The organism is Pigmentiphaga sp. NML080357 (assembly GCF_002188465.1).
Classification (GTDB): Bacteria; Pseudomonadota; Gammaproteobacteria; order Burkholderiales; family Burkholderiaceae_B; genus Pigmentiphaga.
The window spans coordinates 274,227-292,869 of sequence record NZ_NINW01000022.1 but is presented as its reverse complement, the minus strand read 5'-3'; the positions used below and the strand labels follow the sequence as shown (position 1 = coordinate 292,869).

At 61.6% G+C, this 18,643-nt stretch carries 30 protein-coding genes and 1 pseudogene; 4 read left to right on the top strand and 27 right to left on the bottom strand.

Features of this window, described 5'->3' with window-relative positions; all coding sequences use genetic code 11:
• Positions 1-127: 127 nt before the first annotated feature.
• The 20 genes and pseudogenes from CDO44_RS28035 to CDO44_RS07055 all read right to left on the bottom strand — a co-directional run.
• A pseudogene (locus CDO44_RS28035) lies at positions 128-370 on the bottom strand (phosphohydrolase); the annotation flags it as partial.
• Positions 367-894 (bottom strand): TIGR02281 family clan AA aspartic protease, encoded by a 528-nt coding sequence (locus CDO44_RS07140; RefSeq protein WP_087779528.1) that lies wholly within the window; start codon positions 892-894, stop codon positions 367-369. The gene CDO44_RS07140 and the pseudogene CDO44_RS28035, both read right to left, overlap by 4 nt.
• Positions 891-1,661 carry a hypothetical protein gene (locus CDO44_RS07135; protein WP_233146069.1) on the bottom strand — a complete coding sequence of 257 codons (771 nt, stop codon included), beginning with the start codon at positions 1,659-1,661 and terminating at the stop codon, positions 891-893. The genes CDO44_RS07140 and CDO44_RS07135 overlap by 4 nt, the downstream gene beginning before the upstream one ends.
• The gene (locus tag CDO44_RS07130; protein WP_233146068.1) at positions 1,658-2,476 is read right to left on the bottom strand and encodes a TIGR02281 family clan AA aspartic protease; all 819 of its coding nucleotides are present in this window, start codon (positions 2,474-2,476) and stop codon (positions 1,658-1,660) included. The genes CDO44_RS07135 and CDO44_RS07130 overlap by 4 nt, the downstream gene beginning before the upstream one ends.
• A 9-nt stretch (positions 2,477-2,485) precedes the next feature.
• Positions 2,486-3,541, bottom strand: coding sequence for an OmpA family protein (locus tag CDO44_RS07125; RefSeq protein ID WP_087779526.1), 1,056 nt, complete (start codon positions 3,539-3,541; stop codon positions 2,486-2,488).
• 3 nt (positions 3,542-3,544) lie between these two features.
• Entirely contained in the window at positions 3,545-3,820 is a 276-nt protein-coding gene (locus CDO44_RS07120) for an HU family DNA-binding protein (protein WP_009242125.1), read from the bottom strand.
• Between the two features lie 15 nt (positions 3,821-3,835).
• Positions 3,836-3,979 carry a hypothetical protein gene (locus CDO44_RS27585; protein WP_157896890.1) on the bottom strand — a complete coding sequence of 48 codons (144 nt, stop codon included), beginning with the start codon at positions 3,977-3,979 and terminating at the stop codon, positions 3,836-3,838.
• Positions 3,976-4,500: an HAD domain-containing protein gene (locus tag CDO44_RS07115; protein WP_087779525.1), complete on the bottom strand. Its 525-nt coding sequence runs from the start codon at positions 4,498-4,500 to the stop codon at positions 3,976-3,978. The genes CDO44_RS27585 and CDO44_RS07115 overlap by 4 nt, the downstream gene beginning before the upstream one ends.
• Positions 4,497-5,015, bottom strand: coding sequence for a zeta toxin family protein (locus CDO44_RS28030; protein ID WP_233146067.1), 519 nt, complete (start codon positions 5,013-5,015; stop codon positions 4,497-4,499). The genes CDO44_RS07115 and CDO44_RS28030 overlap by 4 nt, the downstream gene beginning before the upstream one ends.
• 44 nt (positions 5,016-5,059) lie before the next feature.
• Positions 5,060-5,320, bottom strand: coding sequence for a hypothetical protein (locus tag CDO44_RS07105; protein ID WP_009242129.1), 261 nt, complete (start codon positions 5,318-5,320; stop codon positions 5,060-5,062).
• Between the two features lie 12 nt (positions 5,321-5,332).
• Positions 5,333-5,794 (bottom strand): hypothetical protein, encoded by a 462-nt coding sequence (locus tag CDO44_RS07100; RefSeq protein ID WP_087779523.1) that lies wholly within the window; start codon positions 5,792-5,794, stop codon positions 5,333-5,335.
• Between the two features lie 32 nt (positions 5,795-5,826).
• Entirely contained in the window at positions 5,827-6,915 is a 1,089-nt protein-coding gene (locus CDO44_RS07095; protein WP_087779522.1) for a Fic family protein, read from the bottom strand.
• The gene (locus tag CDO44_RS07090; protein WP_087779521.1) at positions 6,912-7,139 is read right to left on the bottom strand and encodes an antitoxin VbhA family protein; all 228 of its coding nucleotides are present in this window, start codon (positions 7,137-7,139) and stop codon (positions 6,912-6,914) included. Before CDO44_RS07090 ends, CDO44_RS07095 begins: the two co-directional genes overlap by 4 nt.
• A 12-nt stretch (positions 7,140-7,151) precedes the next feature.
• Positions 7,152-7,397, bottom strand: coding sequence for a hypothetical protein (locus CDO44_RS07085; RefSeq protein WP_009242133.1), 246 nt, complete (start codon positions 7,395-7,397; stop codon positions 7,152-7,154).
• Positions 7,398-7,522: 125 nt separating this feature from the next.
• Positions 7,523-7,891 (bottom strand): hypothetical protein, encoded by a 369-nt coding sequence (locus CDO44_RS07080; protein WP_009242134.1) that lies wholly within the window; start codon positions 7,889-7,891, stop codon positions 7,523-7,525.
• A gap of 23 nt (positions 7,892-7,914) precedes the next feature.
• Positions 7,915-8,439 carry a Dna2/Cas4 domain-containing protein gene (locus CDO44_RS07075; protein WP_009242135.1) on the bottom strand — a complete coding sequence of 175 codons (525 nt, stop codon included), beginning with the start codon at positions 8,437-8,439 and terminating at the stop codon, positions 7,915-7,917.
• The gene (locus tag CDO44_RS07070; protein WP_029309679.1) at positions 8,436-8,855 is read right to left on the bottom strand and encodes a CFI-box-CTERM domain-containing protein; all 420 of its coding nucleotides are present in this window, start codon (positions 8,853-8,855) and stop codon (positions 8,436-8,438) included. The genes CDO44_RS07075 and CDO44_RS07070 overlap by 4 nt, the downstream gene beginning before the upstream one ends.
• Complete coding sequence (locus CDO44_RS07065) at positions 8,855-9,115, bottom strand: hypothetical protein (protein WP_009242137.1); 261 nt, start codon at positions 9,113-9,115, stop codon at positions 8,855-8,857. Before CDO44_RS07065 ends, CDO44_RS07070 begins: the two co-directional genes overlap by 1 nt.
• A 7-nt stretch (positions 9,116-9,122) precedes the next feature.
• On the bottom strand, positions 9,123-9,848 hold the full coding sequence (locus CDO44_RS07060) for a M48 family metallopeptidase (RefSeq protein ID WP_009242138.1): 726 nt from the start codon (positions 9,846-9,848) through the stop codon (positions 9,123-9,125).
• A 75-nt stretch (positions 9,849-9,923) separates the two neighbouring features.
• A complete protein-coding gene (locus CDO44_RS07055) occupies positions 9,924-10,253 on the bottom strand; it encodes a TrfB-related DNA-binding protein (protein WP_082355033.1) in 330 nt (109 codons plus the stop codon).
• Positions 10,254-10,336: 83 nt separating this feature from the next.
• Between CDO44_RS07055 and CDO44_RS07050 the strand changes: the two genes are divergently transcribed.
• Both CDO44_RS07050 and CDO44_RS07045 read left to right on the top strand, forming a co-directional pair.
• Positions 10,337-10,591, top strand: a complete 255-nt coding sequence (locus CDO44_RS07050; RefSeq protein ID WP_087779520.1) for a hypothetical protein — start codon at positions 10,337-10,339, stop codon at positions 10,589-10,591.
• Positions 10,591-10,902 (top strand): hypothetical protein, encoded by a 312-nt coding sequence (locus tag CDO44_RS07045; protein WP_233146066.1) that lies wholly within the window; start codon positions 10,591-10,593, stop codon positions 10,900-10,902. Before CDO44_RS07050 ends, CDO44_RS07045 begins: the two co-directional genes overlap by 1 nt.
• Before the next feature lie 24 nt (positions 10,903-10,926).
• Here the strand turns inward: CDO44_RS07045 and CDO44_RS07040 are convergent, their stop codons facing one another.
• Genes CDO44_RS07040 through CDO44_RS07010 form a run of 7 tightly spaced genes read right to left on the bottom strand, consistent with a single transcriptional unit; the run spans position 10,927 to position 17,471 of the window.
• Positions 10,927-12,144, bottom strand: a complete 1,218-nt coding sequence (locus CDO44_RS07040; RefSeq protein WP_233146065.1) for a hypothetical protein — start codon at positions 12,142-12,144, stop codon at positions 10,927-10,929.
• A complete protein-coding gene (locus CDO44_RS07035) occupies positions 12,125-13,312 on the bottom strand; it encodes an efflux transporter outer membrane subunit (protein WP_233146064.1) in 1,188 nt (395 codons plus the stop codon). Before CDO44_RS07035 ends, CDO44_RS07040 begins: the two co-directional genes overlap by 20 nt.
• Entirely contained in the window at positions 13,299-13,772 is a 474-nt protein-coding gene (locus tag CDO44_RS07030; RefSeq protein ID WP_012204556.1) for a cytochrome c, read from the bottom strand. The genes CDO44_RS07035 and CDO44_RS07030 overlap by 14 nt, the downstream gene beginning before the upstream one ends.
• Before the next feature lie 28 nt (positions 13,773-13,800).
• Positions 13,801-14,511 carry an ABC transporter ATP-binding protein gene (locus CDO44_RS07025; protein WP_003056107.1) on the bottom strand — a complete coding sequence of 237 codons (711 nt, stop codon included), beginning with the start codon at positions 14,509-14,511 and terminating at the stop codon, positions 13,801-13,803.
• 1 nt (position 14,512) lies between these two features.
• Positions 14,513-15,718: an ABC transporter permease gene (locus CDO44_RS07020; protein ID WP_003056108.1), complete on the bottom strand. Its 1,206-nt coding sequence runs from the start codon at positions 15,716-15,718 to the stop codon at positions 14,513-14,515.
• A complete protein-coding gene (locus CDO44_RS07015; protein ID WP_003056109.1) occupies positions 15,715-16,866 on the bottom strand; it encodes an efflux RND transporter periplasmic adaptor subunit in 1,152 nt (383 codons plus the stop codon). The genes CDO44_RS07020 and CDO44_RS07015 overlap by 4 nt, the downstream gene beginning before the upstream one ends.
• A complete protein-coding gene (locus tag CDO44_RS07010) occupies positions 16,863-17,471 on the bottom strand; it encodes a TetR/AcrR family transcriptional regulator (RefSeq protein WP_012204557.1) in 609 nt (202 codons plus the stop codon). The genes CDO44_RS07015 and CDO44_RS07010 overlap by 4 nt, the downstream gene beginning before the upstream one ends.
• A 160-nt stretch (positions 17,472-17,631) precedes the next feature.
• Between CDO44_RS07010 and CDO44_RS07005 the strand changes: the two genes are divergently transcribed.
• A complete protein-coding gene (locus CDO44_RS07005; protein WP_076841736.1) occupies positions 17,632-18,123 on the top strand; it encodes an SCO family protein in 492 nt (163 codons plus the stop codon).
• Positions 18,124-18,149: 26 nt separating this feature from the next.
• Entirely contained in the window at positions 18,150-18,629 is a 480-nt protein-coding gene (locus tag CDO44_RS07000) for a copper chaperone PCu(A)C (RefSeq protein ID WP_003056114.1), read from the top strand.
• Positions 18,630-18,643: the final 14 nt, after the last annotated feature.

Below are 18,643 nucleotides of genomic sequence, written 5' to 3'. Positions count from 1 at the left end.
ACGCCACGAATCGCAGATTTGAAAGTGAACAGGAAAGTCAATGAAATCAACGATCTACCAACACCACCTCCGCGCCAGTGCTAGCTTTTCGTACCGTCACTTATTGCACTGAAAACGAGGAGACCCCCAGGAGCGCGTCAGAGGCCGGCAAAGGGGTGTCGCTCCACTGCCGACGCAAAGCGAGCACCAGGAGCGAATGCTGGGCCACAGAGAGGGGCAGGGGCCATGATGATTCCCCACCCCAGCGGTACGTCCGCGCCAAACGCAAGGCAAGGTCACTGTCGAGCCAAGCGCCGGGATCGGGATTGATGAGGTCGAGGCGACGGCCAGAAGGAAGCCGAACCCACGCGCGCGCTGCTGCCGGCGTCATCGGCCGCCCCGCAAGATCATGAAGCCGCCCGAATAGGCGATCTGGAAGCGGTTGAGCACGTCCATCCCCAGCAGCGGAGCGGAAAGGCGCTCCAGGACGGCGATAGCCGCGCCTTCAACGGCGAAGGGGCCGACGATCACCGTGTTGGCAGCAGTGATGCCACCACGTTCACGTCCTGCGGCCGTGTCAAAGGATGTTGCGCGGCCGGCGCGGATGCCGGCATTGCGGGCGAGCTTGACCGGCAGCGTCGTGAAGCGCGCTCCGGTGTCCACCATGAAGACCACGGGAAAGCCGTTGACGGCCCCGGCGATGTAGTAGTGGCCGTCCGCAGCGCGCGGGATGGAGTAGTCCCCGTTGCCCAGGCGCTGCGCCGGCTTGACCATCACGGGAGAGGCGGCCGCAACGTCGAGCTGGTCGCCGGGGTAGCTCTGGCCATCGTAGATGATGTATTCGCGCTGCTGTGCGGCCGCAGTGCCAGCCACAAAGCTGGCCAGCAAGGCGAGAAGGAAGCGGCGGGCGTTCATTGCGCAGCAGGCGAATTCAGCGAAACAACCAAGCCGGCCGCTTCATGCAGGCCATCAAGTGAAGACTGGATCAGTCGCGCCGGCAGCAGCTCGGCGTCCTCGGTCGTGGCTAAGACGGAGCATTTCTGTTCCGCGCCGCCCTCCTTGCGTGTCAGGTTGACCACATTCCGCTGTCGGTAGCGCCACGTCTCGCAGCGCGACAGGCATTTGCCGTCCGGGTCGCCTGCTGCTGCCGCGTTCACCGAGTCCTGCGCGCCGGTCGCATTCCCGACATTGGAGGCAATCGTGCCGATCAGCATGGCCAGCGGGTTCAGCGACAGCATGACGGAGCCACCCCGGCCGCTTTTGGTGGCCAAGCGCGCGGGGTTTTCTGCATAGTCCCCGACGCGCACCTCGGCGGTACGCCGGGTTGCAGGCCGCAGCGCCTGGAAGGCTCCATCCAGCTCGTACACCACGTCAGCCTGCTCTCGGGTGTCCACCAGCTCGAAGCCGTTGGACGCGAGCGAGGCACGCGCAGCGGCCGTCAGCTTCGGGCTGGCCAAGAATTCGATGAAGACTTTGCGCCCTCGGTCAGCAGTCAGGTCGATGTGACCGGTGATGGCCACCTTGACCTCGGCGGCCGTGGCGGCCGCTACAGCAGCCGGGGCATCATCGGGCACCGCTTCAGAACTGGCCAGCGCCGGCAGTGCGCAGCCGGCCGCAGCGGTCAGAAGCAGGTAAAGCGGAAGGTGACGCATGTTTTCCTCCGTGTTGTTCTTGACGTTCAATCGTCTTCTCGGAAATGAGTGGTGGAGAACAGCAGCGCCGATCCGCGTTGCTCGATCTGCACCATCCCCAGGATGTTCATGCCCAGCAATGCAGGGCCGTTCATGGTGGGCATGACGGCAACTTGGACGTTGTGGGCACGGAAGGAACCGAAAACCACTTCTGCTACCGTGGCGACACATCCGAAGACCTCGCCGGCCGCCGTGCTGAACTGGCGAGGTTCGCATGATGTGATGCCCAAGGGCTTGGCCAGCGAGCCAGGAATGGATGTCAGGCCCGCGCCGGTATCCACAATGAAGGTGACAGGCTGGCCGTTGATGCTGCCCGGCGTCTCATAGTGCCCGCGCGGATTCTTTGGCACGCTCATGGTGGCCACACGCGGCGGCTCGCCCGCTCGTTGTGCGGTCGTGGCGGCAGGCTTTTTGCCGAAGTAGTCGAAGGCAACAAAGCACAGGAACCCGATCCCGATCCATACATAGGCGATGCTGGCGAGGCGCGGCCTTGCCATGTAGAAGGCCGCACCGGCTACCATCAGGAGGCACAGGGCCGGATGGCTCAAGACGAAACCTTTGAGCCATTGGGTCGCCATCAAGAGGGCGTCGTGTGGAGTCGCCCCGTGCGCTATTTGCCAGATCGCGCCCGCGACAATCAGAAAGGCGTAGGGCAACGCATTGGCGATGACGAACTGCAAAAGCGTGATGCGGGGTTGGTCTGCGCGAACCTCGCGCGAACCGCGAAACACCTTCGGGTCATAGTAATGATCCTGCATGGTTTTCGCGGCCCGCTCTCGATACCAATCCCGTTCATCTGCGCTCATGGTCGGCTTTCACTTCCTGCCGGCTACGGCCAGCGCAGGCATCACCAGCTCAACCTCTACTCGCCGGTTTGCGCTGCGCCCAGCCTCGGTGTCATTCGAGGCGACAAAGCAGGTCACGCAGTAGGAGACTTTCAGCTTTCGGGGGTCAACGCCACCGCTTGCAAACGCGGCGCGCACAGTCGCAGCCCTTGCGATGGCCAAGGCGCGATTGCCGGCCACGGTGCCGGTCGAATCGGTGCGGCCACGGATCAAGACGCGCTCGGCCTTCATGGCCAGCGGCAGCAGCTCGGACAAGCCGCGCTTGGCATCGTCGTTCAGGATCGCCACGGCGCTGGGGAACGGGATCGAGCGTAAGGGAGTGCTGGCCGTTTCCGTCACTGGCGTGGTTACGCTTGGGCCGGACGCAATGACCGTCACAGGCTGCACGTCATCGGTGAGCTGGGCGGAGCCGGCCGGGATGGCATCCGCCTCGGCCGGCATGGCCAGCGTAGCAACGGTGTGGGCGTCGAGCTTGGCCAAGACCGACGGCTGCGGCCGTGCGGCCGGCTTGCCGGTCGCTTCGGGCGCAATATCGGCGCTGCCCAGCATTGGAGTTTTGGGCGTTGGTGCCGCACACGGGTTGCATGGCACAAAGTAGTCGGTGCCGGTTTGCGGATCGCGCACTTGGGCCAGCCCGGTGAGCACGGGCGCGCCCATCAGGAGCGCACGGGGTTGCTCGGGAGGCATCGGCGCGCAACCTGTTACGCCAGCGGCCAGCATCGAGGCCCCCAGCGCCCAAGTCACAGGCGCTGGCCAGAACGGCGTGCCAGGATGGAGTGCGCGCCGGCCCTTGCGCGTCAGAGACAGTCGGATGGATGTGCCGGCAGGCTTGCGCGACAGATAGCCGCGGTCGATAAGGTGGCGGGTTTCACCCAGGTACTCGCGCATCACGTTCAGATCGACAGCACCGCACAATGGGCGGCCCGCCGCGCGTTCCGAAAGCACCCGAATGCCCCGCACTTCGCCACGGTCGAGCGCGCGCAGCAGCGCAAGCGCGGTTCCGTTCAAGTCGGGATGTTTGCTCATGGTTCAGTCCTTCACCAAGTCCTTGAACGTGGCCCCAGGCGTGAACTTCGGCTTATGGGTCGAGGGAATCTTGATCGGCGCGCCGGTCTTCGGGTTGCGCCCGGTGCGCGCCGCGACGGCTGCTTTCTCGAAAGTGCCAAAGCCGGTGAGCTTTACCGCGCCACCCTTGGCCACCTCGTTTTGCACGATGGTGATGAGGCTATCGAGAAAGCGCGTGGTGGCCGCCTTGGATGCTTCGGTGTCTTCAGCAATGGCGTCGATCAGGTCTTGTCGGTTCATGGAAATCTCCGTGTGTCAGTTGAGGATATGACCCAGCACCTTGCCGCAACGGGCGCAGCGCCGTTCATGTACTTGGGTGCCGTCCCAGCTCGAATAGATGGGCGTGGACAACGGCGAATGGATGCCAAACAGGCAAAGCAGGGCGTTCCACACCTTCACGGTGCCACCCACATCACGCGGGTGAGCTGAAGCAGCGACTCCCTGGTAAGTCCGTCCAGGTACTCGGTGGCCACCAGCCGGCGTGTATCTGGAAATTCCTGCACGCGGTCATCGAGGGCAGCCCATTGGGTGACGCCGTACTCTCGGACAACGCAAAGGATCTCGTCCAGCCTGGTGCAATCAGGCAAAACGGGCGTGCAGCCGATAACGCGCTCGCGCAGCTCGATGGAGAAGAAGTTGCGCAGCTCATCCAGCGTGTGTGTCTCGCGCCAGTTGGACGAAATCACCACATCAACATCGGGATGCGCTCGCAGCCATGTTTCCAGCAGGGGCAGGTAAATCAGCGTGCCAGATTGGCCAGGGTGTAGAACCCCGTCGATGTCCAGCATCAGGACGGGGCCACGGGGAGCACGCTGAAGCGCCCAGCGTGTTGCGCGGTGAGTCGCCGGCAGACTTTCGCGTGCGAAAGTCGGGGCGACGGTCTGGCGAATGCCGACGAAGCGGAGTAGGGCGCTCATCATCGGCCGTGCTCCGGCAGCGCCGGCAGCGCCGGCATAGGAGCCTCGCCAGCCACCCACTTCCATGAAGGGAGCTTGCTTTCCGCAATCAATTCATCGACGGCGGCCGCATAGTCTTCACTGGCCCCAGGCGGAACCACGTACATGGCGGTCGGCTCCGGCTCGGTATCCGAAGCCACCGCGCAGGCCAGCGGCCGCGTGGAAGGCAGGTTGTACCGCATCTCCACGGCGGCCAGCGTGAGGCGGGTAGCCCATTCGCCGGCCTCTTTCTGCGTTCGGTCGGCGGCGTGCTGGGGGTCTTCGCGCGAAAGCTGCTTGTAGCGCGGGTTTTCCTCGCGCATCCGGTCGGCGTCGATCACCACAGCGCCACCGTTGGCGCGCAGTTCGCGGATCGCTTCGGCCGCCAGCGCCGATTTGCCCGATCCCGGTTGGCCACCCAACAGGATCGCCTTCGGATTCTCCTGCGCCGTCGTTCTTGCCAGTGCATCGCGCTCTACATCCTTGTAGGCGCTCTCCATTGCGTACTTGGAAACCTCCCCAGCCATTTGTCTGCCCTCCTGCCTTATTGGTAAAGGTCGCGGGCCTGCTGGCCGTACTGAGTGATGACGCGCTCGATGGCCTCGTCAGCATTCGGATCGAGGTCTTCGCGGATCGTGCGCAGCTCGTCCTTCGCTTTCTGAGCAGCCGCAATCACGGCCTCGTCAGGGGTAGCCTTTTCGCGCTCGGCGGCAATGGCTTCGGAGTGGTGGGCGATGATGGCCCCCAGGACATCCAGCGCCACCTCGTAGCGGACGCCGGCACGGCTGAAAAGTTGATTGGTCATGGTCTGGATTCCTCACTGATTACCGGATTGGTTCTTGGCTTGGTTTGCATGGAGCGGCCACAGGGCCGCGTGCAGCAGGCGGTAGGTGATGCGGTCGCGCTTCAGCAGGCGCGCATACACGTCGTTGGCCGTCAGCCCAAGGCTGCGGGTGGCGTACAACCCCCAAGCCAGATAGACGGCCAGCAGCACGGCAGCAACCGGAACAAAAGCCAGAAACCACACCCCAGCTATGACAAGCCCCACCACAAGCAAGCGGCCCCCTACGGTCGCCCACTTGGAGCCGAACATTTCGAGCTGGGCCTTGCGGTTCAGGTCGTGCTCGGCATGGGCGCGCTTCCAGACATCGGCCCACGGCTCTCCGGGGGAACGGCTGAAGACGGCATCCAGGTAGGCACGAAACTCGCGCATCAACAGGTAGGACGCGGCAAAGCACATCCCCACAAAAACCAGCAGCTCAAGCGTTTCTCGATTCATGTTCTTCTCCGTTGGTCTTTCGCGCGCGAAAGTCAGCGCGGCGTCGGCACGCGCTCGCGCTCCATCTGCATGTCCTTGCCGCCACGATCCCGCGCCGGCTCCTTGCCCTGCTCATAGACTTGGCTGCGCGCTTTGTCGTACTGGATCGTCACGCGGTCGCCCACGGCAAGGTCACGATCCAGATTGGCGCGTTCGTAGCGCACGGCGATCATGTCGCCCACTTGGAGCATCGCGTGGTGCGACGAAACCGCCACCACTTCGCCCTTAAATTGCCCGCCAAGCCGTTCGGCATCCCGCACCATCAGCCCGCGATAGGCTGCGGCGTGGTCGATGACTCGCTTGGACTCGTCCAGCGTCACGCCATCGCCCACCAGCCGGCCGCTGTGCAGCTCTTTGGAAATTTCTGCCCGCAGGTAAGCGGCGTCCTGCCCGGCCCGGTGGGCGTCGTGCAACATCTTGTAGGCACCATCCAGCTCGGGATGCTTGGCCAGAGCTTCGCGCGTGGCCAGCTTGTCGAAGGCCACCGCCCGCTCCACGGTCGTGATTTCGTAGAAAACCTCGCGCGCCGGCTCCAAGTTGCCGCGCGCGGATTCCTTGGCGGCCTCGTTCCACGTCTGCTTATCGACCTTGGAGTAATCGAGCTGGTAGCCCGCATCCTTGGCGAGTTGCCCGATGAATTCGCGCGTCGTGCGGCCATTCCCTTCGCGGAAGGGGTGCATTTCGTTCACGCCGGCATAGACCTCGGCCATCTTCCCACTGAACTGCGCCTTGTCCATTCCGCGCAGATAGTTGGCTTCCTTGATCGCGGATTGGATTTCCTGCGCCTTCTGCGGGATGTCTTCCTTGAAGGTGAACAGGGTTCGGTCGCCCGCAGGCCCCTTTGCAATATCCACCTTGCGCACTTCGCCGGCCCACTCGTAGACATCCCGAAAAACCTGCTTGTGGATCGCCTGAAGGTGGGCCAAGTCGTATTCGCCCCGTACCGGGTTTTCGCGCAGCTCCTGGATGCGAACGGCCGTTGCGCCGCGCTCGAAGCGTTGAAGCGCCGCGAGGTCGCGGATGTCGGCCTTGTTCTTGAGAACGTGCGTGCCGGGGTAGGTGTAGTCCTCTTGCTCGCTCATTGGCTGGCCCCGCGTGCGCGCTCCAGGTACTTGGCTACCGCCTCGTCAGGGGTCAGGGTGCCGGCGATGACGGCCTCCTGAATGGCGAGGTCGGCGGAGTCCACCGGCATCCCCTCCAGGGACAGGGAAGCATTGGCTTGAGCAAACTGCGCACGGCGCACGTCGGCCGGATGGGGCGCAGCCACGGGGCCGGTATCGAGTTCATAAGGGTTCTTGTCTTCCATGTTCGCCTCCAGTCAGCCCAAGCCGGGCACAGCAATGCCAAACACCCGCACGGCAACAAACACCACTGCCGCCAGCCCCGCCACGATCAGCACGCCGCGCAGCACGCGCGCGAGCAACAAGCCAACGACAATGCCGATCAACAGCGGGGTAGGGGTTTCAGCGAAGATGCGTTGCAGTGCGGCCCAGGCCCCGCCCACGTAGGGAGAAACCATTTGCCATATCTGCGTCAGCAGCGCATCCATCGGTAAGTTGTCCATGCGGGTGTCCAGTGCCAGTATTCAGATGCCGTTTGTTTGCTTTCACGGTGAAAGCAAGTTTATCAAAAAAATCCTACTGGCACTAGGCGTTTAGCGCGATAACGTCAATAGGAAGGGGAGGGCGATCACGCCACCAAGCTCTCGCGCACCGGCCGCAGCGCGGCGGATGTCTGGCTGATGATCTGGTGGATTTCGCCCAGGTAGCTATCCACCCGGTTCTTCATGCTGGCCCAGGTATGTTTGGTCTGAACCAACGCATCGAGCGTTTCAGCGTCGAACCGCCCCGCTTGGATGCAGTTGTGGATGGTCAGCAGGCGAATCTCCATGTTGCGCAGCGCATACTCGCAACGATTGATTTGCTGGCCGTCGATGGGGGTATGGCAGTAGCGGACGTTCTCCACGTCGCGCACGAAGCCCTCGAAGTCCTTTTGATGGTCGCTGAGAAGGCCGACAAAGGTTTCCATCAGGCGCAGTTCGCGGTCAGGGGTAGTCATTGGTGGAATCTCCATGTTGTTGGTTAAGGGTTGAGAGAAAAGCATTCGGAACGATGGCCGCATGTGTCGCATTTGCGGCCCCGGCTTTTGCGCGCCTTGGCCCTGCGCTCGGTGAGGTCGATGTACCGGGCCACCAACTGCTCGCAATAGGCGTCGTCGCGCAGCTCCACGCGCATGGCTCGGCGCTCACGGGTTTTTCGGTTGTTGATGGCCACGAAGCCAAAGGGCGCTGTTTCGAGTCCGTTCAGGCGAAGCAGCCACGCTTGCAAAGAGAGCTGTGCAATGTCCGTCTCATAGACGCGGTGGGCATCGCGGTTCTTGTTTTCGAGGGGAACATGCAGCCCATCAGGAAGCCGATACACCTGATCGGGCCGGCCCACGACGGGGAACGGTGCATTGATGAACAGGTTGCGCTCCACTTGAGCCACCTTGCCGGCCGCAAGCTCGGGAGGGAGCCAGTTCTGAGTGAACCCGCGCCAGACCATGAATGTCCAGCCGGCCAGCACCAGGGCCAGGGCGAATAAGATGTAGCTGGCCAAGTTGCTCATCGCGGCATCCCCAGCAAGCGAAGCAGGGCGTTCAGCCCAGCGCGCACAGCCGTGGCCGCGCACCGGCTCCTGCACAGCAGAGGCACCAAGCCAGGTGAGACGGCGTAGTAGGCTCGGACGAACAAGCGCCCTACCATTGCCGGCATCAGCACCCGGTCACGCCAAGCGCGGAGGAAATTTGTCTCGGCGGCGTCAGGCCCGTAGATCGCGGTGGCAATGAAACAGCGCCGATCAATCGCCGCGCGCGTCTGCCCTTCGACCTGAAACCGTAGGTGCTCGAAGGTGCCGGCAGCGGCCTTCGCCCGAACCTCCAGCGGCCGGGCATCCCCGCGCTCACGGTCGAAAACCACCTTTTGCTCGCAGTAAACCGTGCCTACGATGTCGGTGATGGTGTGGTACTTTTTCGCCCGCCTCATCACCCCTCCTGCTTTCGCGCGCGAAAGCCGGGCTTGGCCAGCATCCAGCGATAAATGCCCAGCAGGCTTGTGGCAGTGAAAGCCACCTGCATGAAGATCAGGCCCGGCGCGTCGGTCATGACGCCGAAGCCGATCCAGCAGACATTCGAGGCTAGGAAAGACACGAACCCCCAGCCCGACAAACGGTTGTTGAGGGCCAGCAGCAAGGCCCCCAGCACCCCAAACGCGCAGCCGATCCATTGCAGGTAGAAGGCATCCATGCTCACCTCACAGAAGGGCCTTGCGCCCGGTTTCCACGGCCCGCATCCGCATGGCCAAGGTTGGGTAAGCATTGGCGAACGAGAACCAGCGAACCCAGGATTTCGAGGGGTACAACACGGCCAGCTCGCGCAGCGCCGTCAACATCGCTTCGCGCCCTACGGACTGCGCAGCGCCGGCATCCGCCCGGTACTCGCAATACCGGCGAATCCCCAGGAACAGGAGGAAGGCGGCAAAGAAAAAATTGTTGTTGTCCAGGAGGTGGCTGCTCACAGCAAAGCAGCAGGCATAGGTGAACGTGGCGAAGATATGGCGCTCATGAACATGTGCGTTTTCATGGGCGATCACGCCCCGCATACCTTCGTCGCTCATGCTGGCCAGCAGGCCGGTTGTCACGTAGATGCGCGAATGACTCGGCAGCAGCCCCACGGTGTTGGCTTCCTTGTCGGCATGGTCATACAGGAAGACGGGGCGACTATCAGGGACGGTTGCCACTATCCTTGCCAAACGCTCTTGAAGCACAGCATCCCGCGACGGTCGCGGAGCAAGGAAGCGCGCCGATAATGGCGCGCTGGCATAAAAGCCGAACAGGAATATCAGGCTACCGAGAGCCTGAGTCATTGGCTTGGCGGCCGGATTCGTGGATAACCTGCCAGTTACCCACAAAATGCCGCCAGCAACCTCCATAATGAAGACGATCAGAATGATCCGTCTGAACCAGTGAGACGGGATCATTGCAAATTGCAGTCGTCACAGATTAAGGCTGTGGGGATCGAGCGATACGGCGTTTGATCGGTGCCAGCGCGCCAGTCATTTCTCATGCTGAGAGGCTGTTGCGAAGCACATCCGCCCAAGGTGGCCGTGGTAATGAGAATCAGGAGAAGTTTTTTCATCGGTTGCCCTTTCAGGGGAAAGTTGGTTGTTGATTTCTTCCAGCAGCTCCCGGCACACTGAATGCACCCGCTGACGCGAGACGCCGACGTGGCGCGCGACGGTTGCCTGCCGGTAGCCTTTGAGGAACACTTCATCAGCGATGCGGTAAGATTCGGACGAAAGACCCAGCCGCCTCGCTGCTTTCACGAAGACAGCACGCGACACATGGCCACACGCTGCGGAAACAGTCTTGAATATCTGGCTCATCCCCTTGCACCGTAAGGGTTTTGAGCGTATTTTGTCAATAGACAAGATGCGCAAATTCTATCCAAATTGGAAGGAGAGTTGTAATGAAAAAGATGCTTTACGCTGCTTTCATCGTGGCAGCACTTGCCGGCATGACGAACGCCAGCGCCCAAGCGGCCGCCGCGAAGCGTGGCGGTGTCTGCATCGGCCCCTTCCGTGGTGGCGACTCGGTGTTGCAGTGCGAACACATCGGCAAGGTGACGATCAAGCAGATTTACGAAAAGGGCTTCCGTGTCGTGCATATGCAAGATGACAAAAACACGGCCACCTACGTGATGCTGGTTATTGAGGAACAATAATGATGCAACTGAAAAAAATGCTGTTCTCTCGAAGGCGCTGGATGCTCTGGCTTCCATTGCCGGCCGCTGCCGCACTTTCGGCATCCGGTGGTAATTTCCTTGCCGACTACATTCCAATGCTCGGCGGTGGATTGATTTTCTGGATTCCATTCTGGCTTGCATGGTGGTTAAGCGATGGATTCAAGGGAATGTCGAAATGGCCCGGCACTGGCGCGCCAAATAGCGCAGCAGGCGTTAATCCATTTACCGGCAAGTCTTGTGTTGTTCATCATTTACCCTGGGGCGATAACTACACGGGCGGCAATTCTTGAAAGGGGGCAAAGCCCCCTTTCCCTTTACTTGCTGCCGTTGTTGATCTGAACCGAGGCGGCCGTTTCCCGCTTCATGTTGTCGTTCAGCTTTTCGCCGTCTGCCGTACCGTCGCCGCCAGTCAGCTTGTCCCAAGCCTTCTGAACGGTGTCCTTGCCGTCGCGGATCATGTTGTCCTCGTTGACGGCTGCGGGATTGGCCCGCCCAGCGCCTACAGCCTTGTCCGGGCTGGCCCAGGCATTCACGTTCTCGTCCAAGGCCCCAGCACGCGCCGGGATGCTGCCCTTGTTCTTCGGGTCGAGCTGGCCCTGTACGTCCCCTCTGGATTCCGCAATGATCGGAGGCGCAGAGGTATCGACCTTGAGCGGAGCGGTTCCGCCGTAGCCGGTCTGTGCCACCTTCTTCTTGTGGACGCCCTGGATGTCCTGCGGGATGCCGGCGCGATCCTTGGCGGATTGCTTCTCCAGCTCGCCCTTCGTGGTCGGCAGTCTTTCGCCTGCGAAAGTCTGCTGCGGCATGGTGGTAGCTTGTTGAACCATGCCCTTCTCGCTCACGTAGTCCTGCACCATGTCCATGATCCGGTCTTCGGATTGGTTGGCGAAACGCATGGCGGTCATGCCATTGCGCGCGGCCACCTTCTCGAACAGATACGGATCGGCCATCAGATCCTTGTGAGTCGTGAAGCTGTTGCTGTCGCTACGGTTGGCGCGGTCGCCAGTACCGAACTCACGGCGATCAGAGACATCACGCACGCGGGAAACTTCATCCACGTTTGTGAGGGCTGCATCGCGGCCGTGGCGGTCGTTTTGGGCCGATTGGTTGCCCGTCCCGGCCTGCTCGGTTCGTGAGCCGCGTTCAGCAAACGTGCGCTCGGTGCGCGCGGCTTCCTGGTTGCCATGAACCGTATCCACGCCCCGATCCCGGCCGTGCTCGGCGGTGTAGGTCTTCGCGCCGTTGTACCCCAGGCCCGCGTTGATGAGGCCGCCCGAAGGCTGGGCACCACCCTTGCCGCCCCGGTAGTTCTTCAGAGCTTGGTCGATCTGTTGCTGGTTCGCGCCGCCCTGCTTCATGGCGTCGGCAATGCGCTTTTCCTCGCGCGGATCAGGCGCACCGCCTGCACCGCCAGCACCAGGCGCACCGCCGCCGTTGGGGTTCCCACGGCCAACACCCAAATTCATGTGGAGCTGGTCATTGGCACCGGCCGCCGTGCGGAAGTGCGAACCCTCACGGAAGTTGCGATCCAAGTTCTGGCCGGTGGAGTGCTGGCCACCATAGCCCTGGATTAAAAAGAGGCTGGGTGAGCTGCGCAACCAGGCCCCACACTGCCGAGCCACCACCGAACAGGGTACCGGTGGTCAGCGCTTGAGAGCCAAGGTTGGCGCTCAGGTTGATCTGTGGGTAGAGCTTGGCGACAGCCACACCATAGTCTGCATTGGCCGCATGCAACAGCGCCTCTGACGCCTGGATATCCGGTCGGCGGCGCACCAGTTCTGAGGGCACGACGAGCGGCATCTCGACGGGCAGAGTGAAATCGGCCAGAGTGAAGGCCGGGATGCCACCCGTGCCTGGGGCACGACCGGCTAGCACCGCCAGTAGATGTTCGGTTTGTTGCAGTTGTTTACGCAGCGCAGGCAGTTCTGCCCGCGTTTGCTCCGCCTGAGCTTGTAGGCTCAACGCTTCATCAGGTGAGGCCTGACCGATACGCACGCGTTCATGGGCTAGGCGCAGTTGCTCATCCTGCACGCGCAAAATGGCAGTAGTGGCTTCTAGTTGCGCGGCGAGGCGTGCTCGGGTAATGGCAGCGGTTGCCATGTTGCCGGCAAGGGCCAGGCGCGCAGCATTCAGTTCGAAGCGACGGTAGTCGGCGCGAGCAGCCAAGGCTTCGAGTGCGCGCCGGTTGCCGCCAGCCAGATCGAGGTTGTAATGCGCGCCAACGCTGGCGTTGTAGAGGCTGAATTGACGTGCGTCTCCGCTCAACCCTTGGCTACTGGGACTCATTTGCTGGCGCTGAGATCCCAGTGCGACATCTACCTGTGGATATTGCGTCGAGCCCGCCTGTGCGGCAAGAAGCTCCTGCGCCTGTCGCAAATTGGCGCTGATGCTCGCCAGCGTCGGGCTGACATGGAAAGCTTCGTTGATCAGTCCGTCGAGTGTGGATGAACCCAAGCTTTGCCACCATTGCGTTTCGATCGGAAGCCCTTCGACTAGACGTTGTGTTTCGCCGAACTGCGTGGGAGCGGACGCGGTTCTATCAGCCACCGGTGTTGCAGTGTAGCGAGCCGTGGGACGCTGAAAATCAGGGCCGGCGGCGCAACCGGCCAGACCGGCGGTGACCAGACCAGCTACCAGGTAAGTTGCCGCAAGCCGTCTTTCGAGGCTGATGGGGCGCTGGCATGTTTTAGCGTGCTCCATAAAAATGCTCCACGAAAGGTTTACGGAAAGCTTGGTGGCAGCCCAAGCAGCTTTCCTGCACGTGGGCGAATGATTGGATCACCGCCTTGCCGTCGCTGCTCGCAGCAGCCAGCTTCATGGCCAGCGCCGCCTTGTGAGTCTGCGCGTCAAAGTTTCTGAACTTGGTCGCATCAGCGCCGAGGTAAGCAAGGATGCGCATTTTTTCAGTAAGCGGTGGCTCGGGGTGTGCAGCAACTTTTGGGGCGAGCTGAACGACCTGAACCCATTCCTCCTGCGAAATCGCACCGGTAATAGCCTGCATGTTGCGCCCGAGTTCCTGCATGATCTTGCGTAGCGCCAGTGGCTCAACCTGGGTAGCGTCACCAGCCCAAGCTGGCAACTGAAAACCCCATAAAAGCAGGCAGGCCGTAACGGTCAGGGTGATAGTTCCAAATGCGTGGCTGTGTTTGCGGTGGGTCATGAAATTCTCCTGTAATTCAATCGTTCTCTCATTCGAACTCCCGCCCTTCGCCAGCTTCCTCATGGGTCACACCGTCGCGGATGTGGTAGATGCGCTTGAAAGTGGGGATGATCTTTTCGTCATGGGTGACGACGATGATGGCGGTCTCGAACTTCCGAGCCATGTCATTGAGGATGCGGATTACAGCCATGGCGCGCTCACTGTCTAGTGGAGCTGTGGGCTCATCAGCCAGGATCACCGGAGGGCGATTGACCAAACCTCGCGCAATGGCGACCCGTTGCTGCTCGCCACCGGAGAGTTGCGAGGGCATGGCGCGAGCCCGGTGTTGCACATCGAGCGCGGTGAGCAGTTCCAGTGCCTTCGCGCGCGACTCCCCATTCGCGACGCCTGCGAGCATCGGCAGTAGCGCCACGTTGTCGGTGACATCGAGAAACGGAATCAGGTATGGTGCCTGGAAAACGAAACCGATCTTGTCGCGCCGCAAGGCGCGCAAGTCGCGGACTTTCCAGCCATCGTCGTAGATCACTTCATCGCCCAGCGTCATGCGACCGGCGGTCGGATCAATCACCGCGCCCAGACATTTGAGCAGCGTGCTCTTGCCGGACCCGGAAGGGCCAATCAGGCCCACCACCTCGCCGGGTGCCACCTGCATGTCCACGCCTTTCAAGGCATTGACCGCGGTATCGCCCTCGCCATAACGTTTTCTCAAACCTTCGATGCGAATGCCTTTGCCACTCATCTCAACCTCCAATGGCTTCGGCCGGGTCGACCTTGAGTGCCATGCGAATGGCGACGATGCTGGCTAGAACGCAGATCACGAGCACGGCGAAAAAACCGGCGATGGAGTCGAACGGCATCAGCAGTACGTACTTGGGAAACAGGGGCGCTGAGAAAGTGGCTGTGATCTTGCCGACCACGAAACCAATCACGCCCAGGGCGAGCGCCTGCTGCATGATCATCGCGGCGATGGTTCGGTTGCGTGTGCCGATGAGCTTCAACACCGCGATCTCGCGGATTTTGTCCATCGTCAGCGAATAGATGATGAAGGCAACGATGGCCGCGCTAACGATGGCCAGAATCACCAAGAACATGCCGATCTGCTTGGCCGACGTGGCGATCAACTTGCCGACGAGGATGTCTTCCATCTGTGCCCGTGTGTAGACCGTCAAACGTTTCCAGCGCCGGATGGATTCGGCAACCTCGTCCGGCGCATGACCAGGTTTCAGAGTGACCAGCACTGCATTGACGAACGCGTTGGTGCTCTGTGAAGCAATCACGGCATCCAGCAAACCAGTAACACCGGGTCGATTGAAGGCCGGGTTGGCTTCGGTGCGACGCCGGCTTTGCCAAATGGCGTCGTTGTCCTTGAGGAACTGAGCCTCTTGGGCATCCTTGAGCGGAATGAATACCATCGGGTCGCCGCTGGACGACACCATGCGCCGTGTCAGCCCCACGACGGTGTAATGATTTCGGCGAATGGCAAGACGATCTCCCAGTTTGAAGCCGGTGGCGATGTCGGCCACCGCCTCGTAGTGACCGCGCGTGATCTGGCGTCCAGCGACGAGATAAGGAGGCCATCCGGGTGTAGCCCCCAACGCACCGGGCGCGATGCCGACCACCATGGTGCGTACATCACTCTCGCCCTTGCGTACCTGCATGGTCAGGTAGGTCACGTTCGCTGCCTGTGAGACTCCCGGCATGGCGAGAATGGCGCGATACACGTCATCGTTGAGGCTGGACGACTCCGCATAAGGACCCAGAGTATCCTTTTGCACCACCCAAAGGTCAGCGCCACTGTTGTCGAGCAACGCCTTGCCGTCGTCCACCATGCCTCGGTACACCCCAGCCATGACCAGGGTGACGCCGATCAGCAGACCCAGACCGATGCCGGTGAAGACGAATTTTCCCCAGGCATGGAGAATGTCGCGGCCGGCCAGGCTGATCATCGTGACACTCCTGGGATATGGTCGACCACATGGATGCGGCTGCGCGCCGTCAGTGCCTTTTCGCTATAGGTCACAACCTGGTCCCCATTCTTGAGCCCTTCGCGCACCTGCACGTAACCATTGAGGTCGGAAGTGCCGAGCTTGACCGGGGAGAAATGCAGATCACCATCCACGATTTGCCAGACACCAACTTTGTCGCCCTCACGCTGGACGGCAGCGTTGGGGATCAGTGGAGCGGCCGGGAGCGCCGGCAAGTCAACCGTGACTTCGGCCAGTTCACCCACCGGTGGCAAAGGTTCTGGTTTGTTATCGAATGTCACCTTGGCAAGCGTTTCCTCGGTTACCGCGTCGGCCTTGGGTTCCACCCGCAGCACGCGACCTTTCAAGGTCTGGCCACCACGCGAACGCAGGACGATAAGAGTCGGCAACCCCCCAGCCAGCCCCGATGCGCTGATCTGGTCGAAGCGCGCATTGATCCACAAACTCTTGGGGTCGATCACTTCCACCACGGCCTGGCCCGCGACGATGGTCGTGCCGGGATCGGCATCGCGCACGGCGACTACACCGTCGACCGGCGCGATCAGGCGCAGATTGCTCCGCTGCGCGACGAGTCCTTCGCGGTCGGAGCGTGCCCGGACAATATCTTCCCGAGCGGCAGATAAGGCGGCATCGGCGATCTGCAGTTCCTGCCGCTTGGTGGTGACGATTTCCTCGCTGGTCGAGCGCACCGCAAACAATTGCTCGTAGCGGCGCGCCTGGGTTTGCGCGTAGGCTTGCCGGGCTTCTGCCTCGCGCAAAGCCGCTTCCGCACGCTTGAATGCCGACTCCTGTGAGCGCACCCGATCATCGAGGTCGACCGGCTCCATCTCGCCGAGCACCTGTCCGGCCTTGACCTGGTCGCCTACATGCACCTCCAGGCGTTTGACGCGCCCGGCAAACGTCGGCCCGATCTTGTAGGTGTAGCGCGCCTCCACCGTGCCGATGCCGAACAGCGCCGGTGTGATAGCCCGTGATTCCACGCTTGCCACCGTCACCGCGACCGGGGCGAGCGGCCCTGATCGCAGACCGACATAAATAAAAAGCACCAGCAAAGGAATGATGACGGCAAGCAGCGCCAGGGTGCGGCCTTGCAAGGGTAACTTTTTCATTGCGCACTCCTTATGCCACGCCGATAAATTGCAAAGACGCGCGGCGCATCGCCGTGCATACGTCCCACATCACCCGCCAACAGCGATTGCATGACCAAGCCCTGGATCGTGCCAATGAACAGCGTTGCCGCCGCCTCGTTGTCAAGCGAGGGAGACAACTCGCCGCTGGCCTTGCCTTTCTCGATGAGACGATGCAAACGTTCGCCGTAGCGCTGAATCAAGGTTTGCACCATGCGCTTGGCCGGTGTCGATTCGGCACGCTGAAGCTCACCAAACATCATTCTTGGCACGCCTGGGTGCTCAGCTACGAATTCGATATGACTCATGAACATCGCCTCCATGGCTGCCAAGGGCGACTCGATTCCTTGTGCGGATCGATCGATTCTGGCTAATAGGCGCTCTGCTACCCACTCCATGACCGCCTGCCAAATGGCTTCCTTGTTCGGGAAGTGCCGAAACAGCGCACCCTGGGTCAAGTTCATGTGTTTAGCGATAGCTGCAGTGGTTATCTCGCTTGGGTTTTGTGAACCGGCAAGCGCCACGACGGACTCGACAGTTACGGCACGACGTTCATCGGCCGGCAGATGCTTTGGATGGGTGTCCACGAGCACTCCTTGTAAGATAGTAATTGATTACTATCTTACCACAAGAGGCAACTCAAACAAGAGAAAACCCGACGTACTCGTCAATATCTAGCGTCTGCAATGGGCTTAACGTGCTTTATTTTCCGTTTTCTGAGACGTCCCCACGTACAAAGGTGTCGATCTGACCGGTGCAACCTATGCCACGGACATCCGGCTCTCCGACCCGGATGGCAATGAGCGCACGCTGGCGGACTTCCGAGGCAAGGCCATCCTGGTCTTCTTCGGCTTCACTCAGTGCCCAGATGTCTGCCCGACGGCCCTGGCGCGGGCGGCCGAGGTCAAGCGGCTTCTCGGCCCCGACGGCGAGCGCTTCCAGACACTGTTCGTCACGGTCGATCCCGAGCGCGACACGCCCGAGGTGCTCAAAGCCTACACGGCTGCATTCGACCCCAGCTTTATCGGTCTGTACGGCGACCTGGAACGCACCGCACAGATCGCCAAGGACTTCAAGGTCTACTACAAGAAAATGCCGACGGGATCGTCCTACACCATGGACCACACATCGCTCAGCTACGTCTACGACCCGCTAGGAAAGCTGCGCTTGGCCCTGCGCCATGAGCAACCCGCCCAAGACTATGCGGACGACATCCGCAAGCTCTTGAACCCTGCCTGACCCTCTATCCCCTCAAGGAGAACACCATGAAACTCGTCATCCGCACAGCCATCGTCGCCGCCTCGCTGCTCGCGGCCACCGCCCAGGCGCAAGTCACCGTCAAAGATGCCTGGGTGCGCGCCACCGTACCGCAACAGAAAGCCACCGGCGCCTTCATGCAGTTGAAGGCAACCAAGAATAGCAAGCTGGTCTCGGCCAGCTCGCCGCTTACGCCCGCCGTCGAGGTCCACGAGATGGCCATGCAGGACAACGTGATGAAGATGCGCCAGGTGCCGGCCGTCGAGCTGCCCGCAGGCAAGACCGTGGAACTCAAGCCCGGCGGCTACCACGTGATGCTGATGGACCTGAAGCAGCAGGTGAAGGAAGGCGACACGGTGCCTCTGACCCTCGTCATCGAGGGCCCGGACGGCAAGCGCGAATCGGTCGAAGTGAAGGCTCCCGTGCGTGCGCTCAACGCCAGCGCCCAGCCGGCTGGCCACGATGCCCAGGGCGGCCACAAGCACTGAAGCACTTGGCGGGT